We start from the raw sequence: 19074 nt of genomic DNA, 5'->3' as shown, positions 1-19074 counted from the left end.
GAGAAAAGGCGCCGGTTCGATGAACCGGCGCTTTTTTTGTTTGAGGCTGTTTGATCGGATCGCTTAACCGGTGCTTTCGCCAAAGTAGAGCATCCCACCAGACCACCTCATCCTGAGGTGCCGGAGCGCAGCGGAGGCCTCGAAGGAGCCTTCCAGATAACAAAGCGATCCCTGGAGGGCTCCTTCGAGGCCGCTACGCGGCACCTCAGGATGAGGTAAAGCACTGGAATAGAAAGCAAATCGGCTCCTCGGACGAAAGATTTGTCCGAGGCAGGCGCTCAGACCGTGCGGGCGCGAAGTCCGCCGCCATTGCCCAGCGCGCGGGCGTAGAGCGCCGAGTAGTCCATGGCCGCGCCGTCCCAGGTGAAGGAGCGAGACATGGCGCGGCGGCGCATGGCGTTGAGGCGCTTCTTCTCGCCGAACGTGTCGAGGGCGCGGCGGACGGCGCCGAGGAACCCCTTCTGCGAGGCTTCGCCGAAGGTGAAGCCGGTCACGCCGTCCTCCACCGTGTCGGCGAGGCCGCCGGTGCGGCGCACGATCGGCAGCGAGCCGAAACGCTGGGCGTACATCTGCGCGAGGCCGCAGGGCTCGAAGCGCGAGGGCATCAGCAGGAAGTCGCTTCCGGCGAACATCCGCCGCGCTTCCTTCTCCTCGAACCCCACATGGACCCCGACGGCATCCGGATGGCGGCGGGCGAGATCGCTGAGCGCGGTCTCGAAGCGGCGCTCGCCCTCGCCGATGACGACGATCTGACCGCCCTCGGCCACGATGGTCTCAGCGGCGCTGAGGCTGAGGTCGATGCCCTTCTGGTGGACGAGGCGCGAGACGATGGCGAAGAGCGGGCCGCGCGACACGGCGAGGCCGAACTTCCGGCGCACCGTCTCGGCATTGGCGCGCTTGCCCTTCCAGTCGTCCGCCTCGAACCGCGTGGCGAGATGAGGATCGGTGCGCGGGTCCCAGCTTTCGTCGATCCCGTTGAGGATGCCGGCCAGCCGCCCCTGTGCGGCGCGGGTGCGCAGCAATCCGTCGAGGCCGCAGCCGGATTCCGGCATCATGATCTCGCGGGCATAGGTCTCGCTCACCGTGGTGACGTGCGAGGCGTAATAGATGCCGGCCTTGAGGAAGGAGAGATGCCCGTAGAACTCGCAGCCATCCATCTGGAAGGCCCCGTCCGGGATGCCGAGGCGACCGAGGGAATCGCTCGGGAACAGGCCCTGATAGGCGAGGTTGTGGATCGTCAGGACGCTGGGGACGCGCTGCCCGGTCCATTCGAGATAGGCGGGGGCGAGCGCCGTCTGCCAGTCGTTGAGGTGAAGCAGGTCGGCCGACCAGGACGGGTCGACCCCGCCGGTCAGTTCCGCCGCCGCGAGGCTGAGGCGCGCGAAGCGCAGGTCGTTGTCGCGGAAATCCCCCTGCGCGTCGCCATAGGGCGTGCCGTCGCGCTGGTAGAGGTCCGCGCTGAGGATGATGTAGACCTTGAGGCCGTCACCCGTCTCGATGAGCCCGAGATCGCAGGGCGGGATGCCGGCATGGCCGCGCAGATGGGCGACGACGGGGATGTGATCGAACCTGTCCACCACCTGGCGGTAGCCGGGAATGAGCACGCGGACGTCGTAATGGCGGCGCAGCGACCGGGGCAGGGCGCCGGCGACTTCGCCCAGACCGCCGGTCTTGACGAAATCCGCCATCTCCGGGGTCGCGTAGAGGATGCGCGGCTGGAGCGAAAGGCCCCGAATTACCTCGGCGTCGGCCGCGCCGGAGGCGAAAATCGGCGAGGCGAGGTCGGCACTGGAGGTGGTCGTCGCCGGCATATGATGGAGACCTCTAGGGCAGATCGTGCTCTTCGCGATGCACAACTCAAGCCACTGGGTCGGTTAATACTACGTTCAGTTTGCTGCGGCGCGGGGAAAATGTCGCGCCGCGATAGTTTTTTCGGCCTCCCTCGGCTCCGCCGCCTTCAGTCAGGGTGCCGGAGCAGGATCACGCCCTCGTTTCCGGCCATGTCGAGCACCTCCGAGGCGCCGATATCGGCTCGTCCGGGATGGGTTGAGAGGAGAACGCTCCAGCCTGATTCGCCTGCCAGGGGGAACCGGACCGGCCAGCCCAAGAAGTTCAGCACGATCCGCACGGTCTCGCCGGCCTCCACCCTCTCATAGGCGAGGACGTGGTCGAGCCCGTCCGTGTCGAGCCGGCGGTAGCTTCCCACTGCCAGGGCCGGATAGGCGCGGCGGAGATGCAGGAGCCTCCGGTAGAGTGTGAGGATCGAGGTGGAATCGTCGCGCAGGGCCTCGACATGCCGCCTGTCCCGGTCGGCGCTCAAGGGCAACCAGGGTTCGGCCTCGCTGAAGCCGGCATGCTCGGTGTCGTCCCACTGCATCGGGGTCCGTTCCGGGTCGCGGCCATGGCCCGGCTCGTTGAAGCCCCAGGGGTCGCGCATCCGCTCCGGCGGGATCTCCACATGGGCGAGGCCGATCTCGTCGCCGTAATAGACCGTGGGCGTGCCCCGCAGGGTGAGGAGAAGGATCGCCGCGATCCGCGCCTGCGCCTCGCCGATCCGTGCGGCGATACGGGGCTGGTCGTGGTTGCCCAGCACCCAGTTCGGCCAGCCGCCGGGGGGCAACGCCTCCTCGTACTCGTCCACCAGGGCCGCCACGGCATCGGCCTGCCACGGGGTCTGGATCAGCTGGAAGTTGAACGGCAGGTCGACGCCGGTCAGACCGGGGCCGTAATAAGCCACCAGCCGCTCGATCGGCAGGTAGATCTCGCCGATCAGGACCCGGTCGTCGTAACCGTCGAGCACGCGGCGCATGCCGGCGATGATGTCGAACACTTCCGGGCGGTCGGCGGAATAGACCTGATCGAACCGGTTGATCTCCGGCTGTTCGGGGTGGAAGGCGGGGTTCGCCGGATTGTCGCGAAAGCCCTCGTCCTTCATCAGGTGCCAGATCACGTCGACGCGGAACCCGTCGATCCCCCGGTCGAGCCAGAAACGCAGGACGTCGTGCATCGCCTCCCGCACGGCCGGGTTGCGCCAGTTCAGGTCCGGCTGCTGGCTCAGGAAGGCGTGGTAGTAATATTGGCCGCTGGCCTCGTCGAAGGTCCAGGCCGGGCCGCCGAAATTGCTCAGCCAGTTGTTGGGCGGCCCGCCATCCGGCGCCGGATCGCGCCAGATGTACCAGTCCCGCCGCGGATTCTCGCGCGAGGCGCGGCTCTCGGTGAACCACGGATGCGCGATGGAGGAGTGGTTCGGCACGAAGTCGAGGATGACCCTGAGCCGGCGGGCATGGGCCTCCGCGATCAACTCGTCAAGGTCGGCCAGGCTGCCGAAGAGCGGGTCGACGCCGCAATAATCGGCGACGTCGTAGCCGTAATCCGCCATGGGCGAGGGATAGATCGGCGAGATCCAGACGGCGTCGACACCGAGCCAGGCGAGATAGTCGAGCCGGCGCGTGATGCCGGGAAGGTCGCCGACACCGTCGCCATTGGTGTCCTGAAACGAACGCGGATAGACCTGATAGACGGTCCCCCGCTTCCACCAGACGGCTTTCGCCAGATCCGGAACAGTCGTCTCGCCTGACGTCATCCGTCCCCCGATTCACACCCCGATGCCGGTCACAGCCTAGCCTGTGGCGGAGCACCAAGCGACCCCGCCTCGGGCCTCCTTCCCGCTGCCGCACCAGCGCGCTTCCGCCGCATTCATGAAACCTTCAGCGCTAAATGGTCTCATTCCCGCACGGTTTGGATGGGAGACAGGCGAATCGCGGAGACCGGTCACCGCCAGCGGGATCGGTCGATCCCGGAAGTCCGACCTGTCCATAGCGCCGCCGCACGGTCACCGCCGGAAGAAGCGGGTGCCGAACAGCGCTCTGCGGCAGCGACACTGAGGGGGAATGAGACCATGCTGAACGAAATCCTGGCCGCCACCGCTCGGAGCGAGGACATCGGCACGCGTACCGCCGCCGGAGACGCCCCGGCCCGGCCGGGCTGGACCGCTCCGGCCAAGCCCGCCTCCGGCGACCCCGTGGCGGACCTGCGCGAAGCCATCCTCGCCAAGCTCGCCTATGCCATCGGCAAGACCCCCGAGACCGCCCGCGAGCGCGACTGGTTCGCCGCCACCGCCCTGGCCCTGCGCGACCGGATCGTCGATGCCTGCATGGACGGCAGGTCCACCAGCATTCCCAACAAGCGGGTCTATTACCTCTCCCTCGAATTCCTCATCGGCCGGCTTTTGTCCGACGCCATGAACAATCTCGGCCTCGTCGACACGACCCGCCGGGCCTTGCGCGATCTCGGCATCGATCTCGGCGACGTCGAGGCGGCCGAACCGGATGCGGCGCTGGGCAATGGCGGCCTCGGGCGTCTCGCCGCCTGTTTCATGGAGAGCATGGCGAGCCTGTCGATCCCCGCCATCGGCTACGGCATCCGCTACGATCACGGCCTGTTCAAGCAATCCCTGGAGGATGGCTGGCAGAAGGAGGCGCCGGAAACCTGGCTCGCCGAGGGCAATCCCTGGGAATTCGTGCGGCCCGAGGCGACCTACACGATCGGCTTCGGCGGCCATGTCACCATGTCGGCGATCTCGGACGGCGTGATCCGCCGCCACTGGCACCCGGCCGAGACCGTTCGGGCCGTGGCCCATGACGTCCCCGTGGTCGGCTGGCGCGGTAAGCACGTCAACACCCTGCGGCTCTGGAAGGCGGAGGCGAACTCGCCCCTCGAACTCGCGCAGTTCAATGGCGGCGACCATGTGGGCGCGGTGGCGGCCCGGTCCAAGGTCGAGGCGATCTCGCGGGTGCTCTATCCGAGCGATTCCTCGGAGAGCGGCCAGGAACTTCGACTGCGCCAGGAATACTTCTTCACCTCGGCCTCGCTGCAGGACCTCGTCTCCCGGCACGTGGCCGAGCGCGGCGATCTCCGCTCGCTGCCCGACCATGCCGCGATCCAGCTCAACGACACCCACCCGGCCATTGCCGTGCCGGAGCTGATGCGCATCCTCCTCGAGGATCACGGCCTCGCCTGGGAGGATGCCTGGCACATCACCACCCATACCCTGAGCTATACCAACCACACCCTCCTGCCCGAGGCGCTGGAGACCTGGCCGGTGGAGCTCATGGAGCGGCTGCTGCCGCGCCACATGCAGATCATCTACCTGATCAACTGGATGCATCTCGAAGAGCAGGGACGCCACGGCAGGGCCGATGCGGCGCAACTCGCCTCGGTCTCGCTCATCGACGAGGCCAACGGTAAGCGCGTGCGGATGGGGCATCTCGCCTTCCTCGGCGCCCGCCGGGTGAACGGCGTCTCGGCGCTCCACACCGACCTGATGCGCTCCACGGTGTTCAAGGACCTCCACGCCCTCGACACCGACAAGATCGTCAACAAGACCAACGGGATCACCTTCCGGCGCTGGTTCCACAACTGCAACCCGGAGCTGACGAAGCTCGCCGTGGAGGTGGTGGGCGAGCGCGTCCTCGACGATCCCGAGGCGCTGCTGGGGCTGGCCGATTACGCCGCCGATTCCGCCTTCCAGGCCCGCTACGCCGCCATGCGCACCTCCCGCAAGGAGGCGCTGGCCAAGGTGGTGGCCGAGAATACCGGCATCGTCGTCGATCCCTCGGCTCTGTTCGACACCCAGATCAAGCGCATTCACGAATACAAGCGCCAACTCCTCAACGTGATCGAGACCGTGGCTTTGTATCAGGCGATCAAGGCCGAGCCGCACAAGGACTGGACGCCGCGCGTCAAGATCTTCGGCGGAAAGGCGGCGCCGAGCTACGTCCAGGCCAAGCTCATCATCAAGCTCGCCTGCGATGTGGCCAAGCTCGTGAACAGCGACCCGGATATCGCCGGGCGCCTCAAGGTGGTGTTCCTGCCGAATTACCGCGTCAGCCTCGCCGAGGCGATCATCCCCGGCTCCGACCTGTCGGAGCAGATCTCCACCGCCGGCATGGAGGCGTCGGGCACCGGCAACATGAAGCTGGCGCTGAACGGCGCCCTCACCGTGGGCACGCTCGACGGCGCCAATATCGAGATCCGCGACCATGTGGGGGCGGACAACATCTTCATCTTCGGCCTCGATGCGGCCGGGGTTCAGAAGCGCGCGGCCGAGCCGGATTACGCCGCCCGGGCCATCGCGGCCTCGCCGCGCCTTTCCGCCGCCCTCGACTTCATCGAGGCGGGCGGTTTCTCGCCGGAGGAGCGCGGCCGCTTCCAGCCGATCGTGGACGACCTGCGCCACAACGACCGCTACCTGCTCACGGTCGATTTCGACGATTACTGGCGCGTCCAGCGCGAGATCGACGCCGCCTGGATCGACAAGGCGAGCTGGTGGAAGAAGGCCATCCTCAACACCGCCCGGATGGCCTGGTTCTCCTCCGACCGCTCCATGCGCGAATATGCCGACGACATCTGGCGGGTGAAGGTGGGGTGAGGCGAGAGGCCCTTCTTTTTCTTCCGCAAGGCGGTCGAGAACCGACGATCCGGCACCCCCTGCCGGCGCATCAGGGATGGGGAGCGGTGGTTCGGCGAACGCCGGTTGCGCGTTCGCAGACGGACTGGACTCGGCTCCAGGCTCGGCCCCCGTTATCTCGTGCCGTCCCTTACCGGAGAGACGCGATGTTCACGCACGTCATGATCGGCAGCAACGATCTGGACCGCGCTCGGGCCTTCTACGACGCGACATTCGCCGCTCTGGGAGGCGAGTCTGGCGAGATGGATGCCAGAGGCAGGCTGATCTATTGCCATGAAGGCGGGCGGCTGATGATTACGACGCCCATCGACGGTGAGCCGGCAACCGCCGCCAACGGCGGAACGATCGGTATCGCCGCGGAGAGCCACGACCATGTTCTCGCCTGGCATCGGGCCGGCACCGAGCACGGGGGCAGCGCAATCGAGAGCCCGCCCTCTGAGCGTCCGAACGGCGCCTTCGTCGCCTACCTTCGTGATCCCGATGGCAACAAGCTCACCGCACGGACCGTGCCGGCGAGGTGAAGACAGTCGCGGCCCCGTGGGTGGTGCGTGGGCGCATGCCGGGCGTCGGCGCATGGCGATTTCGACCGTGCGAGACAGCTATCGCACATCTCCGGTCAGGACCAATCGTGGGCGCTGCGTGCGGATCAGATCCGGCACGCCCCTTCGAGCGCCGTGTTCTCCGCCTCGGTGAAAATCCGCGAGCGGATGAGGAAGCGCCGGTCGCGGCCGTTCTCCAGGGAGAACATGCCGCCTCGGCCGGGTACCACGTCGAGGATCAGGTGGGTGTGCTTCCAGACCTGGAATTGCGGGCGGCTGATCCAGAAATCGGCGCCGGCGACCTGGCCGAGATGGACGTCGCTGTCCCCGGTGAGGAAATCGCCCACCGGGTAGCACATGGGCGAGGACCCGTCGCAGCACCCGCCCGATTGGTGGAACATCACCGGCCCGTGCTCGGCGCGCAATTCCTCGATCAACGCGATGGCGGCCGGTGTCGCCGTGACCCGCAGGGGCGTTCCGTCGGCGCCGACCTGATCGGCCGTGGTCGCTTCGGTCGTGCTCATGGAACGCTCCCTCCCGTCATGTGAACCCGGCCGGGGGATGTCCCGAGCCGGGATGTTCGTTCATGCCGCCTTCTTGGCCGCGGCCTCGCCGTAGAAAGTGCCGCCGGCCTCCGCCATGCGCAGGAGGTTCTCCGGCACCGCGAAGCGCGACCCGTGCCTGGCTTCCAGTCCCTGGGCCAGGGCCACGAACGCTTTCGCACCCATGAAGTCGATGTAGGACAGGGCGCCGCCGGTGAAAGGGGCGAAGCCGAAGCCGAGGATGGAGCCCACATCGGCCTCGCGCGGGTCGGTGATGACGCCTTCTCCCACGGTGCGGGCGGCCTCCAGGGCCTGAACCACCAGGAGCCGCTGTTTCAGCTCGGTGAAATCGACGTCGTCGGGGTCGATTCGGGTCGCCTGGAGATCCGACAATCCGGGCCAGAGCTTCTTCGAGGCGCCGTCCGGATAGTCGTAGAAGCCTTTCCGGTTCTTGCGCCCGAGCCGGCCCTCGCCCTCCACCAGGGTGGTGAGCAGAGCCTTCTGGGCGGGGTCGATCGCCTCGGCGCCGAGCTGCGCTTCGGTGGCCTTGACGATCTTCAGGGCGAGGTCGACGGCCACCTCGTCGGTGAGGGAGAGGGGCCCCACCGGCATCCCGGCCTGGCGGCCGGCATTCTCGATCATGGCGGCGGGGATGCCCTCGATGAGCATCTTGTGACCCTCGTAGAGATAGGCGCCGACGCAGCGATTGGCGAAGAATCCCCGGCTGTCGTTGACGACGATGGGCGTCTTCTTGATCGCACGGACGTAGTCGAGCGCGGTGGCGAGCGCCGCGTCCCCGGTCTCCTCGCCCTTGATGATCTCCACGAGCATCATCTTCTCCACCGGCGAGAAGAAGTGGATGCCCACGAAATTGCCCGCGCGCCGGGACGCCTTGGCGAGGCCCGAGATCGGCAGGGTCGAGGTGTTGGAGGCGAAGATCACGTTCTCGCCGATTACCGCCTCCACCTTGGCGATGACCTCGGCCTTCACCTTGGGATCTTCGAACACCGCCTCGATCACGAGATCACAGGATGACAGGTCGGCGTAATCGGCGCTGGTGGTGATGCGCGCGAGAAGCGCCTCGCGGTCGGCGGTCTTGGCCCGGCCCTTGTTGATCTGGTCGGTGACGAGCTTGTGGGCGTAGGCCTTGCCCTTCTCGGCGGCTTCCGTGGACTGGTCGAGGAGGATCACCTCCATCCCCGCATTGGCGGTGACGTAGGCGACCCCGGCCCCCATGAAGCCGGCGCCGACGACGCCCACCCGCTTCACGCTGGTCTTGGCGATCTCCTTGGGCCGGCGCGCGCCCTTGTTCAGCTCGCCCATGGAGATGAACAGCGTGCGGATCATCGCCGCCGCCTCCTTGGAGCGCAGGATCTTGGCGAAGTACCTGCTCTCGACCCGCAGCGCGAGATCCATCGGCAGCTGCAGGCCCTCGTAGACCGAGGCGAGGATGGCCTTGGCCGCCGGATAATTGTCGTGTGTCTCGCGGCGGTAGATCGCGTTGGCCGGCGGCCAGATCATCATGCCGGCAGGCGAATAGACCTTACCCGAGGGGGCCTTGAACTTCGGCTGGTCCCAGGGAGCCACGGGCGAGCCGCCGGCCTTGATCCAGGCCTTGGCCTTCTCGACGATCTCGTCCTTGCCCGCCACCTCGTGGACGAGGCCCATGTTCTTGGCCATGAGCGGACGGATCTGCTCGCCCTTGAACAACATCTGCAGGGCGTCACCGGTCTGCATCAGGCGGGGGACGCGCTGGGTCCCGCCCGCGCCGGGGAACAGCCCGACCTTGATCTCGGGCAGGCCGACGCGGGTCTTCGGATCGTCGGACAGCACCCGGTGGTGACAGGAAAGCGAAAGTTCGAAGGCGCCGCCGAGGCAGATGCCGTTCACCGCCGCCGCGAAGGGCTTGCCGCAGGTCTCCAACTTGCGGAAGACCAGGGTGAGCTTGCGCGATTCCTCGAAGAAGTGGCGCATGGCCTCTTCTTCGCCCTTCTCGGCTTTCAGCGTCTCGTAGGCTTGGCCGAGGCCCTGGAGCATGGTGAGGTCGGCGCCGCCGGAAAAGTTGTCCTTGCCCGAGGTGATGACGCAGCCCTTCACGGCCGGATCGGCCACCACGGCGTCGATGACCTGATGCAGGTCGCTCATCACCCCTTCGGTGAAGACGTTCATCGAGCGGCCGGGCATGTCCCAGGTCGCGAGCGCGATACCGTCGGAATCGACCTCGAAGCTGAAGTTCGTGAGATTCATGTCTGATCCTTGTGGGGTCGGCTTGAGGCGTGAGGCTATTAAGACGTTTTAAAAATTTGGGCTGGATAAAGAATTCCAGGATCGAAAAGGTGGAACAGGGAAAGTTATCGAATGTTGGCGCGAAACGTCTGCCAGGGATGCCGCGACGGCGCCGATCTCGACTTTACGTTTACCATGGCGTTCCAACCCATCCTCGATCTCGACGCTCAGCGCGTGTGGGGATACGAGGCGCTGGTGCGCGGCCCCGAAGGCCAGTCCGCCGCCTCCATCCTCGATCGCGTCACCGAGACGACGGTCTATCGCTTCGATCAGGCCGCGCGGGTACGTGCCATCGAGCTGGCCGGCCGGCTGTTCCCCGTCGACGACGAGACCAAGCTGTCCATCAACTTCATGCCGAACGCGGTCTACGAGCCGGCGGCCTGCATCCGCTCCTCGCTGGAGGCGGCGCGCCGGGCCGGATTCGCCCATGACCGGATCATGTTCGAGTTCACCGAGAACGAGAAGTTCCGCGACATCAACCATGTGAAGCGCATCGTCGCCGAGTATCGCAAGCAGGGCTTTCTCACCGCGCTGGACGATTTCGGCGCGGGCTTCGCCGGCCTCAACCTCCTGGCGAACTTCCGTCCCGACCTGATCAAGATCGACATGGAGCTCCTGCGCGGCATCGACACGGACAAGGGCCGTCAGATCATCACGGCGGGGATCATCTCCATGGCGCGGCAGCTCGGCGTCTCGGTCATCGCGGAAGGTGTCGAGACGCGGGGCGAACTCGAGACCCTGCGCGGACTCGGGGCGACGCTGTTCCAAGGCTATCATTTCGCCCGCCCCCAACTCGAAGCCCTCCCGAGTGTCGCCGGATTCGAGGCACGGGAGCCGCGCCTCGCCGCCCTGGCGTCATAGCGCTCTTCCCGGAACGCCCGTCGCGTCGCTGCGCCTGCATGTTCGCGTCGTCGGTCTCATGCAGGGCCGCCCCAGGCGGTGCGGCCCTGCCGTCGATCCTCCGCTGGATCGACCTCAATCGGGTTTTACTTGGCCGGTGCCGTTCCGGGCAGCGGCGGTGCGCCCGCCGGCCGGTCGCCGGCCGAGGCGATGGCCAGCATGTTCAGGATCTTGGTGACCGCTCCCTGCGAGATCACCGTGACCGTCGAGGCCGGGTCCGAATTGATCGCCTGGAATTTCTGGTAGATCTTGTCGTCGTAGATGCCGCTGAGGTGCTTGAGCTCGTCGAGATTGAACTTCTCGGCATAGGCCTTCGACAATCCCTCGACCATCACCTCGCGCTGCTTGTCGAACTCGGCGCGGACCTCCTTGCGGATGGCCTCTGCCTTGTCCTCGGGCATCGGCTGCACGGTCTTTTCCAGGGCGCCGGTGAAGCCGGTTTCGAGGTTCTTGATCAGGGTCTTCTGAACCAGATCCTTGGCGACCGCGACGCGGTCGGCGGCGTCGTCCGCGTGGGCGGCGAACGGCGCGCAGAGCGCGGTCGTCAGCATCAGGGTCGCGAGAAGGCGTGTCATCGTGGCGTGTCTCCCGGTGTGTTTATGATTGCGCCGCCGGCATCGGCGGCGGGAGTGCGCCGTTTAGCAGCGTTCCGAAGGGTTTGGGAGGGATAGCGCCCCATCACACCCGCTCGATGATCGTGGCGGTGCCCATGCCGGCGCCGATGCAGAGGGTGACGAGGGCGCGCTCCTTGCCGGTGCGCTCCAGCTCGTCGAGCACCGTGCCGAGGATCATCGCGCCGGTGGCGCCCAGCGGATGGCCCATGGCGATGGCGCCGCCATTGACGTTCACCTCGGACGGGTTGAGCCCGAAGGCCTGGCAGAAGCGCAGGACCACGGCGGCGAAGGCCTCGTTGACCTCGAACAGGTCGATATCGGCGACGGTCATGCCGGCACGCGCCAGCACCTTCTTCGTCACGTCCACCGGGCCGGTGAGCATCAGCGCCGGGTCCGAGCCGATATTGGCGAAGGCGCGGATGCGGGCGCGCGGCTTGAGGCCGGCCTTCTCGCCCGCCTCTTTCGAGCCCACCAGCACGGCGGCGGCGCCGTCGACGATGCCGGACGAATTGCCGGCGTGATGGACGTGGTTCACCGTCTCCACGTCGGGATGCGCGTCGATCGCCACGGCGTCGAACCCGCCCATCTGGCCCATCTGGACGAAGGAGGCCTTCAGCCTGGCCAGCGACTGCATGTCGGTGGAGGGACGCATGTGCTCGTCGGTGTCGAGCAAGGTGATGCCGTTGACGTCGCGCACCGGCACGACGGACTTGCCGAACAGCCCGTCGGCCCAGGATTTCGCCGAGCGCTTCTGCGACTCCACCGCATAGGCGTCGCAATCGTCGCGGGAGAAGCCGTATTTCGTGGCGATGAGGTCGGCCGAGACGCCCTGCGGCATGAACCACGACTTGATCGCGATGGCCGGGTCCACCGGCCAGGCCCCGCCCGAGGCGCCCAGACCGACGCGGCTCATGGATTCGACGCCGCCGCCGATGGTGAGGTCGTGCTGGCCGGCCATGACTTGGGCCGCGGCGAAATTCACAGCGTCGAGTCCGGAGGCGCAGAACCGGTTGATCTGCACGCCGGGCACGTGGTCGCCGTAATCGGCCACCAGGGCCGCCGCACGGGCGATGTCGCCGCCGGCCTCGCCGACGGGATCGACGCAGCCGAGAATGACGTCGTCCACCTGCCGCGTGTCGAGCCCGTTGCGTTCCTTGAGGGCGCGCAGGGCCGTCTCGGCGAGGCGCAGGGCCGTCACCTCGTGCAGCGCGCCATCCGGCTTGCCGCGGCCCCGCGGGGTGCGGACGTGATCGTAGATGAAGGCCTCGGGCATATGCGTTTCCCTGTTGTCCGCTCCTGCGGAGCGACGGCTTTCAAAGTCTGCTCTCGGTCTCGCCGTCATTCCGGGGCCGCGAAGCGGAGCCCGGAATCCAGATCCGCGAACACATCCAAGATTTATCGCGTCGGCGGTTCTGGATTCCGGGCTCGCTCTGCGAGCGCCCCGGAATGACGTGGTGAACCGAAAGTCTGTCGTCCGCTCTAAAACGCCTCGGCGCCGAGCGCCATGGTCGTCTCGGCTCCGGCCTTGATCCGCACCAGCCGGAGAGCGGTCTCGGGCAGCGTCCGCTCCATGTAGAACCGGCCGGTGACGAGCTTGTCGTCCATCTCCGGCGACGGGCCTTGCGCGATGCGGGCCAGCGCCGCCTTGGCGATCCGGGCCCACATGTAGCCCATGGCGACGAGGCCGAGGAGGTGCATGTAGTCGGTGGCGCCGGCCCCGGCATTGTCGGGCTTGGAGAAGGCGTTCTGCATGAACCACATCGTGGCGCCCTGAAGGTCGTTCAGGCCGGCCTGGAGCGGTGCGGTGAACGGGGCCATGCCCTCTACCTCGGCATGGTCCTTGATGAAGGTCTGGACCTCGGCGAGGAAGCCCATCATCGCCCGGCCGCCATCCTTGGGCAGCTTGCGGCCGATGAGGTCCATGGCCTGGATGCCGTTGGCGCCCTCGTAGATCATGGCGATGCGGGCATCGCGCACGAATTGCGACATGCCCCATTCCTCGATGTAGCCGTGGCCGCCGAAGAGCTGCTGGGCCGCCACCGCGTTGTCGAACCCCTTGTCCGTGAGCACGCCTTTCACCACCGGGGTCATCAGGCCCATATGGTCCTCGGCCTTCTGGCGCTCGGCCGCGTCGTCGGAGCGGTGGCCGATATCGGCCTGTAGCGCGGTCCACAGCACGAGAGCGCGGGCGGCCTCGTTGAAGGCGCGGATGCCCATGAGGGTCCGGCGCACGTCCGGGTGGACGATGATCGGGTCGGCGACCTTGTCGGGTGCCTTCGCCCCCGTCAGCGAGCGGCCCTGGAGCCGGTCCTTCGCGTAGGCCACGGCGTTCTGGTAGGCGACCTCCGACTGGGCGAGACCCTGGACGCCCACCGCGAGGCGCGCCTCGTTCATCATCACGAACATCGCGTTGAGACCGCGGTTCTCCTGGCCGACGAGCCAGCCCTTCGCGCCGTCATAGTTCATGACGCAGGTGGAATTGCCGTGGATGCCCATCTTGTGCTCGAGGGAACCGCAGGAGACGCCGTTCCGCTCTCCCACCGAGCCATCCGCGTTGACGAGGAATTTCGGCACCACGAACAGGGAGATGCCCTTGGTGCCGGCCGGCGCACCCTCGATCCGGGCGATGACGAGATGGACGATGTTCTCCGACAGGTCGTGCTCGCCGGCCGAGATGAAGATCTTGGTGCCGGTGAGGCTGTAGGAGCCGTCGCCGTTCGGCACCGCCTTGGTCTTGAGGAGTCCGAGATCCGTGCCGCAATGGGGCTCGGTGAGGTTCATCGTGCCGGTCCAGGCACCCTCGACCATCTTCGGCAGGTAGGTCGCCTTCTGCTCCTCCGAGCCATGGACGAGGAGGGCGGCCATCGCCCCCTGCGTCAGGCCGGGATACATCGTCAGCGCCAGATTGGCCGACGACGCGAATTCGGAGATCGCGGTGTTGATCGTGTGCGGCAGGCCCTGGCCGCCATATTCCTCCGGCACGGAAATGCCCATCCAGCCGGCCGCCGCATAAGCGGCGTAGCCGGCCTTGAACCCGTCCGGCGTGGTGACGCTGCCGTCGGCGTGCCGGGTACAGCCCTGCCTGTCGCCGATGGCGTTGAGGGGGGTCAGCACCTCTTCGGCGAGCTTGGCGCCCTCGGTGAGCACGGCCTGGATCAGGTCGGGCGGCGCATCTGAGAACCCGCGCAGGTTGTTGCGGCCGTGGAACGCGAAGACGTCGTCGAGGAGAAACCGAACGTTCTCCACAGGTGCCCGGTACGTCGGCATGTCGTCTGTCCTCCACCCGTTCGACCGCGTGCTCGATTCGGCCCGGAGGCCACGGCGCGCTTAATGGTTCACATATAAACTATCGAGCCCGAGAGGGGAAGGGGGGGCGCCTTCCGGCGCCTTTCCCGAGAGATATGGTCAGTTTGGTACAGGGCTTAACCCGCTGTTTACCAAGAGTATCAAATGTCGTGGGCAATCGATCCGTTTGCCTGCCGCTGCGACACCCCCACGTTGCACAACGACACGTCGGATTGGGTCACGGACCTCGCTGCCCCGGGTTTGACGATGAAACGCAACGCGACGCTGAACCTGGAAGAGTTCGACCCGGAAGTCCTCGACGCCGCGCGCGACGTGGCGCGCCGCGCCGGCGTGCCGGTGGAAGCCTGGATCGCGTCCATCGTCTCGCCGGATCAGAAGCCCAAGGCGCGCCGTTCCCGCACCTCCTCGTCCACGCACCATCAGGCCCGGCCCCGCCCGGAGGGGCAGGTCCCGTCGCCGGTGCCGCCCGCCCCGGTGGAGACCGCCGCCGTTCCCGAACCCTCACCGGTCGTCGAGGCCGCCGCCGCTCCCGAATCCTCCCCGGAGGCCGAGCCCGCCGCCGAGATCGCCGCCGTCACCGAAGTCGCGGCCGTCACCGAAGTCACTGCCCCCGCCGAAGTCGCTGCCCCCGCCGAAGTCGCGGCCGTCGCTTCGGACCCGGTCGAGCCGTTCACGAACTCGATCGCCGAGATGATGCGGCGTCTCGACCGGATCGACCACAAGATCGGTCAGGACCAGCAGGCCTCGCAACAGGCGGCGAGCCGGACGATCGAGGAGATCGAGGCCCGGATCAGCACCGTGCTCGATGCCGGCCTGTCCCCGGCCGCGCAGATGGCCGAGCGCCTGGGCCAGATCGAGCGCCGCATGGTCGAGCTCGGCGAGCAGCTGGCGTCCCCGCGGCCGATCGGCCGGCGCGGCCGTCCGGCGGAGGCCGAGATCCGCGACGCCGTCGCCGAGATCCGCCAGCGCCAGCGCGAACTCGATTCCGACGGGACGCCCGCCCAGGGCAAGGCGAGCGGTGCCGCTCTCCGGATGCCGTCTCCCGCCATTTCCGAATTGCAGGCCGAGACGAGCCGCCTGCGCGAATCGATCGGCGGCCTCGCCACGGGTCGCGACGTCGGCGCCCTCGAACAGGCCATGCGCTCCCTCGTCACCGGGGTCCAGCGCGCCCAGGAGCCGGCCGACCTCGCCGCCATCGCGGCCCCGATCGAGTTGATCCGCGTTCAGGTCACCCGTCTCGCCGACGACGTGGCCGAGAACGTCCATGCCCGCGTCGCCAATGACGTGGAGCGCCTCGCGGCGAAGGTCGACGGCGCGCTCAGCAACAGCACGCCGGGCTTCGCCGACCGCGACGAGCTCGGCAACCTGTTCCGCGAGCTCGACGAGATCCGCCGCCTGATCGCCGCCCTGGCCGGGCCGGAACGGATCCAGAGCCTCGCGCAGGGTCTCCAGGCCATCAGCGCCCAGATCACCGAGCTGCAGGGCGGCGTCGGCGGCGACGGCTCCAACATGGCCGAGCTGCGGCCCCTGCTCGAAGAGATCCGCACCGGATTGCGGACCCCGCCATCGGGGGGGATCGAGGAACAGATCCAGGCGATGGGCGCCAAGCTCGACGCCCTGCGTGACGGTGCCTCCGGCGGCGGCGGCAATTCGGACGCGATCATCGTGCGCATCGACGCCCTGGCCGACAAGGTCGAGCGGGCCAGCGTCAATCCCGTCGGCGACCTGATCGGCCGCCTCGAAGACCTGGGCGAGACCCTGCGCCGGCCGGTGATTCCCGGCGGCGACCTCGCCTCGATCCACGGCATGCTCCACGACCTCGCCGAGAAGCTCGACCGTGTGGGCGGCCCCGTCGGGCCGCGCGCCGAGGGGCTGGATGCCCTGGAAAAGCAGGTCCTGGCGCTCGCCAGCCGTATCGACACGCGGGACGCCGACCCGGCCCTCGCGGGGCTCGAGCGGACGATGTCCGACCTCCTGGCCCAGGTCTCGGCCCTGCGCGACGAAGCACCGATCGAGGCCGCCGTGGAGCGGGCGGCGCGCAACGCCGTCGCCGAGAGCATCGGGACCACCGGCGATACCGGCGAACTCGAACTGCTCAAGGCCAGCCTCGCCGACCTTCGCATGCATCAGGCCGCCTCCGAGCAGCGGATGCAGGCGACCCTCGACGGTGTCCATTCGACCCTGCACAAGCTCGTCGGCCAGCTCGGCGCCCTGGCGGAGGGCGGAGCGCTCCCCACCAACCACGCCTGGTCGACCCATGACCTCGCCGAGCGCCTCGCGGTCGCCACCGGCCGCGTGGACGAGCGTGCGCCGATGCAGAGCGGAATCGGCGTTCGGCGCCCCGAAGCCCTGCGGGTGAGCCCCACGACGCAATCCTTCGAACTGGGCCATGTGACGGACCTGCCGCTGGAGCCCGGCACCCGGCGTCCGAGCCCGGATCGTCCCGCCGACGCCGCGACGGATGCCGCCGCGCCGACCGAGAGCGACATCAAGACGAGCTTCATCGCCGCCGCCCGGCGCGCGGCGCAGGCGGCGCAGAACGAGGCGGCCGAGGCTGCCCGCTCGCCCGGGATGCGCGGCCGCGCCTCATCCGACAACGCCGCGGAAGCCCCCGTCCCCGGGCGCGGCGCGCGGCTGCGCGCCGAACTCGACAAGCGCCGCAAGCCGCTGCTCCTCGGCCTCGCCGCCATCGTCCTGGCACTCGGAGCGCTGCAGGCCATCAACACCCGCCGTGGCGGCGCCGACGCGTCCGCGCCGCAGCTCGCCGCCACGACGGCGGCTCCGGCCGAACCGTCCGAGAGCCCGGACAAGGCCTCCACCGCCGCGACGGCCGGCACCTCTCCGGCCAGCGCTTCACCGGCCGGCACGGAAACGACCGCTCGGCCCGACCCCGAGACCACCCAGTCGATTTCCGACGTCGCGCCGCCACCGACCGTCCCGGCGACCGCTACTGCCGAAGCCGCATCTCGGCCGCCCCAGCGCACCGTGCCGAAGGTCGCCGCGCTGCACGACCTGGCGGGCGATCTCGGCGCCGTGCCCACCGGGCTCGCGCAGCTTCGCAAGGCCGCCCTCGATGGCGACGGCGCCTCCGTCTACGACCTCGCTTCCCGTGCCCTCGAAGGGCGCGGCATGCCGCGCGATTTCGCCGTGGCGGCGAAGCTGTTCGAGGCCCTGGCCGGTGCCGGCTACGCCCCGGCGCAGTACAAGCTCGGCGGCCTCTACGAGAAGGGCTCCGGGGTGGTGCGCGACCTCTCCCAGGCCAAGCTCTGGTACGGGCGTGCGGCGGAGCAGGGCCATGCCCGCTCGATGCACAACCTCGCCGTGGTCTATGCCGAGAACCCCGCCGCGAACGGCAAGCCGGACTACACCACGGCCTCGCAATGGTTCCGGCGCGGCGCCGAATACGGCATGCGCGACAGCCAGTACAACCTCGCCGTCCTGTACGCGCGCGGCCTCGGTGTGCAGCAGGATCTCGTCCAGTCCTACCTCTGGTTCTCCGCCGCCGCGGCCCAGGGCGACGACGATGCGGGCCGGAAGCGCGACGACGTCGCCGCGAAGCTCTCGCCGAAGGATCTCGTCACGGCGCAGAGCCTGAGCACCGCCTTCAAACCGAAGGCGCCGCTCCAGGCCGTGAACGAGCCCCCCGCGCCGACCGGCACCGGGGTGGACGGATCGATGAGCCTGATCGGCGCTCCGCCCCCCGCCGCGCCGGTGCCGGCGCCGCGCCGCAGCACGGGCGCATGACGTGAGCCGCGCATGACAGGGACCGCGCGTGATAGCGACGCGCATGGCCGGTAAGAACGCGGCGCCGCAGCGAATCGGCGTTTCGTAACAAGAGCTTGTCCGGGTTTTGGCGAGGCGCCAGCCCGTCGGTGGCGTGGCGTCCGGTCGGCGTTCCGGGCCGTCGCAACCGTGTATATGATCGAGATCGATGCGATCCAGCCTCCCGGATCGCGGATAACGGAGCCGGAGATTTGATGGCGCGTGTGACGCCCATACCGACGTCAGCCCTCGTTCTCGGCGTCGCCGGCCTCATTCCCTTTCTGGGTTTCGCGGTTCTCTCCCTCAGCGGCAGCGATGGCGGCCTCGGCAATGTCGGCCTGGCCCCGCGCACCATCCTTTCCACTTACGGCGCGGTCATCGCCTCGTTCCTCGGCGGCATCCGCTGGGGGGCTGCCGCTTCCGGCGGTGCGGGCGGGCGCGACTACGTCATCGCCATCCTGCCCTCCCTCATCGCCTGGGCGGCGCTCGCCTGTCCCGTTCCGTGGGACCTGCGGGTGCTCGGCCTCCTCGTCCTCGGCTGGGGCATCGTCGATCTCGACCTCGTCCGGCGCGGACTCGTTCCGAGCTGGCTCGGGCGCCTGCGGCTCGTCCTGTCGGTGGTGGCCGGCTGCGCCCTGCTGATCGCGGCGTGAGGG

The 19074-nt window shown here is 68.2% G+C and carries 12 protein-coding genes; 5 read left to right on the top strand and 7 right to left on the bottom strand.

The window, feature by feature from the left end; genetic code table 11:
- Positions 1-278 precede the first annotated feature (278 nt).
- On the bottom strand, positions 279-1811 hold the full coding sequence (glgA, locus tag ASF34_RS17390) for a glycogen synthase GlgA (protein WP_056162877.1): 1533 nt from the start codon (positions 1809-1811) through the stop codon (positions 279-281).
- Between the two features lie 146 nt (positions 1812-1957).
- The gene (locus ASF34_RS17385; protein ID WP_056162875.1) at positions 1958-3583 is read right to left on the bottom strand and encodes an alpha-amylase family glycosyl hydrolase; all 1626 of its coding nucleotides are present in this window, start codon (positions 3581-3583) and stop codon (positions 1958-1960) included.
- Between the two features lie 315 nt (positions 3584-3898).
- Between ASF34_RS17385 and ASF34_RS17380 the strand changes: the two genes are divergently transcribed.
- On the top strand, positions 3899-6430 hold the full coding sequence (locus tag ASF34_RS17380) for a glycogen/starch/alpha-glucan phosphorylase (protein ID WP_056162872.1): 2532 nt from the start codon (positions 3899-3901) through the stop codon (positions 6428-6430).
- A 185-nt stretch (positions 6431-6615) separates the two neighbouring features.
- A complete protein-coding gene (locus ASF34_RS17375) occupies positions 6616-6990 on the top strand; it encodes a VOC family protein (protein WP_056162870.1) in 375 nt (124 codons plus the stop codon).
- A 125-nt stretch (positions 6991-7115) separates the two neighbouring features.
- Here the strand turns inward: ASF34_RS17375 and ASF34_RS17370 are convergent, their stop codons facing one another.
- Entirely contained in the window at positions 7116-7532 is a 417-nt protein-coding gene (locus ASF34_RS17370) for a DUF779 domain-containing protein (RefSeq protein ID WP_018042183.1), read from the bottom strand.
- 60 nt (positions 7533-7592) lie between these two features.
- Positions 7593-9797, bottom strand: coding sequence for a 3-hydroxyacyl-CoA dehydrogenase NAD-binding domain-containing protein (locus ASF34_RS17365; RefSeq protein ID WP_056162865.1), 2205 nt, complete (start codon positions 9795-9797; stop codon positions 7593-7595).
- Positions 9798-9908: 111 nt separating this feature from the next.
- Here ASF34_RS17365 and ASF34_RS17360 point away from each other — a divergent pair, with 111 nt between their 5' ends.
- Entirely contained in the window at positions 9909-10697 is a 789-nt protein-coding gene (locus ASF34_RS17360; RefSeq protein WP_056162860.1) for an EAL domain-containing protein, read from the top strand.
- Between the two features lie 125 nt (positions 10698-10822).
- Here the strand turns inward: ASF34_RS17360 and ASF34_RS17355 are convergent, their stop codons facing one another.
- The 3 genes from ASF34_RS17355 to ASF34_RS17345 form a co-directional block, all read right to left on the bottom strand.
- Positions 10823-11311 carry a hypothetical protein gene (locus ASF34_RS17355; RefSeq protein ID WP_056162857.1) on the bottom strand — a complete coding sequence of 163 codons (489 nt, stop codon included), beginning with the start codon at positions 11309-11311 and terminating at the stop codon, positions 10823-10825.
- 103 nt (positions 11312-11414) lie between these two features.
- On the bottom strand, positions 11415-12623 hold the full coding sequence (locus ASF34_RS17350; RefSeq protein WP_056162854.1) for an acetyl-CoA C-acetyltransferase: 1209 nt from the start codon (positions 12621-12623) through the stop codon (positions 11415-11417).
- 206 nt (positions 12624-12829) lie between these two features.
- Positions 12830-14617, bottom strand: a complete 1788-nt coding sequence (locus tag ASF34_RS17345) for an acyl-CoA dehydrogenase C-terminal domain-containing protein (protein WP_056162851.1) — start codon at positions 14615-14617, stop codon at positions 12830-12832.
- Between the two features lie 285 nt (positions 14618-14902).
- Between ASF34_RS17345 and ASF34_RS17340 the strand changes: the two genes are divergently transcribed.
- Together ASF34_RS17340 and ASF34_RS17335 are read left to right on the top strand one after the other, a co-directional pair.
- Positions 14903-18400, top strand: a complete 3498-nt coding sequence (locus ASF34_RS17340; RefSeq protein ID WP_244479033.1) for an SEL1-like repeat protein — start codon at positions 14903-14905, stop codon at positions 18398-18400.
- 233 nt (positions 18401-18633) lie between these two features.
- Positions 18634-19071, top strand: coding sequence for a DUF3429 domain-containing protein (locus tag ASF34_RS17335; RefSeq protein WP_056150023.1), 438 nt, complete (start codon positions 18634-18636; stop codon positions 19069-19071).
- Positions 19072-19074 lie beyond the last annotated feature (3 nt).

Source organism: Methylobacterium sp. Leaf106, from assembly GCF_001422895.1.
Classification (GTDB): domain Bacteria; phylum Pseudomonadota; class Alphaproteobacteria; order Rhizobiales; family Beijerinckiaceae; genus Methylobacterium; species Methylobacterium bullatum.
This window is presented reverse-complemented; position numbering and strand designations above follow the sequence as displayed.

Excerpts from the sequence above, each read along its gene's own strand:
- glgA (WP_056162877.1), bottom strand. The coding sequence starts at position 1,811 with ATGCCGGCGACGACCACCTCCAGTGCCGACCTCGCCTCGCCGATTTTC.
- ASF34_RS17385 (WP_056162875.1), bottom strand. The coding sequence starts at position 3,583 with ATGACGTCAGGCGAGACGACTGTTCCGGATCTGGCGAAAGCCGTCTGG.
- ASF34_RS17380 (WP_056162872.1), top strand. The coding sequence starts at position 3,899 with ATGCTGAACGAAATCCTGGCCGCCACCGCTCGGAGCGAGGACATCGGC.
- ASF34_RS17375 (WP_056162870.1), top strand. The coding sequence starts at position 6,616 with ATGTTCACGCACGTCATGATCGGCAGCAACGATCTGGACCGCGCTCGG.
- ASF34_RS17370 (WP_018042183.1), bottom strand. The coding sequence starts at position 7,532 with ATGAGCACGACCGAAGCGACCACGGCCGATCAGGTCGGCGCCGACGGA.
- ASF34_RS17365 (WP_056162865.1), bottom strand. The coding sequence starts at position 9,797 with ATGAATCTCACGAACTTCAGCTTCGAGGTCGATTCCGACGGTATCGCG.
- ASF34_RS17360 (WP_056162860.1), top strand. The coding sequence starts at position 9,909 with ATGTTGGCGCGAAACGTCTGCCAGGGATGCCGCGACGGCGCCGATCTC.
- ASF34_RS17355 (WP_056162857.1), bottom strand. The coding sequence starts at position 11,311 with ATGACACGCCTTCTCGCGACCCTGATGCTGACGACCGCGCTCTGCGCG.
- ASF34_RS17350 (WP_056162854.1), bottom strand. The coding sequence starts at position 12,623 with ATGCCCGAGGCCTTCATCTACGATCACGTCCGCACCCCGCGGGGCCGC.
- ASF34_RS17345 (WP_056162851.1), bottom strand. The coding sequence starts at position 14,617 with ATGCCGACGTACCGGGCACCTGTGGAGAACGTTCGGTTTCTCCTCGAC.
- ASF34_RS17340 (WP_244479033.1), top strand. The coding sequence starts at position 14,903 with ATGAAACGCAACGCGACGCTGAACCTGGAAGAGTTCGACCCGGAAGTC.
- ASF34_RS17335 (WP_056150023.1), top strand. The coding sequence starts at position 18,634 with ATGGCGCGTGTGACGCCCATACCGACGTCAGCCCTCGTTCTCGGCGTC.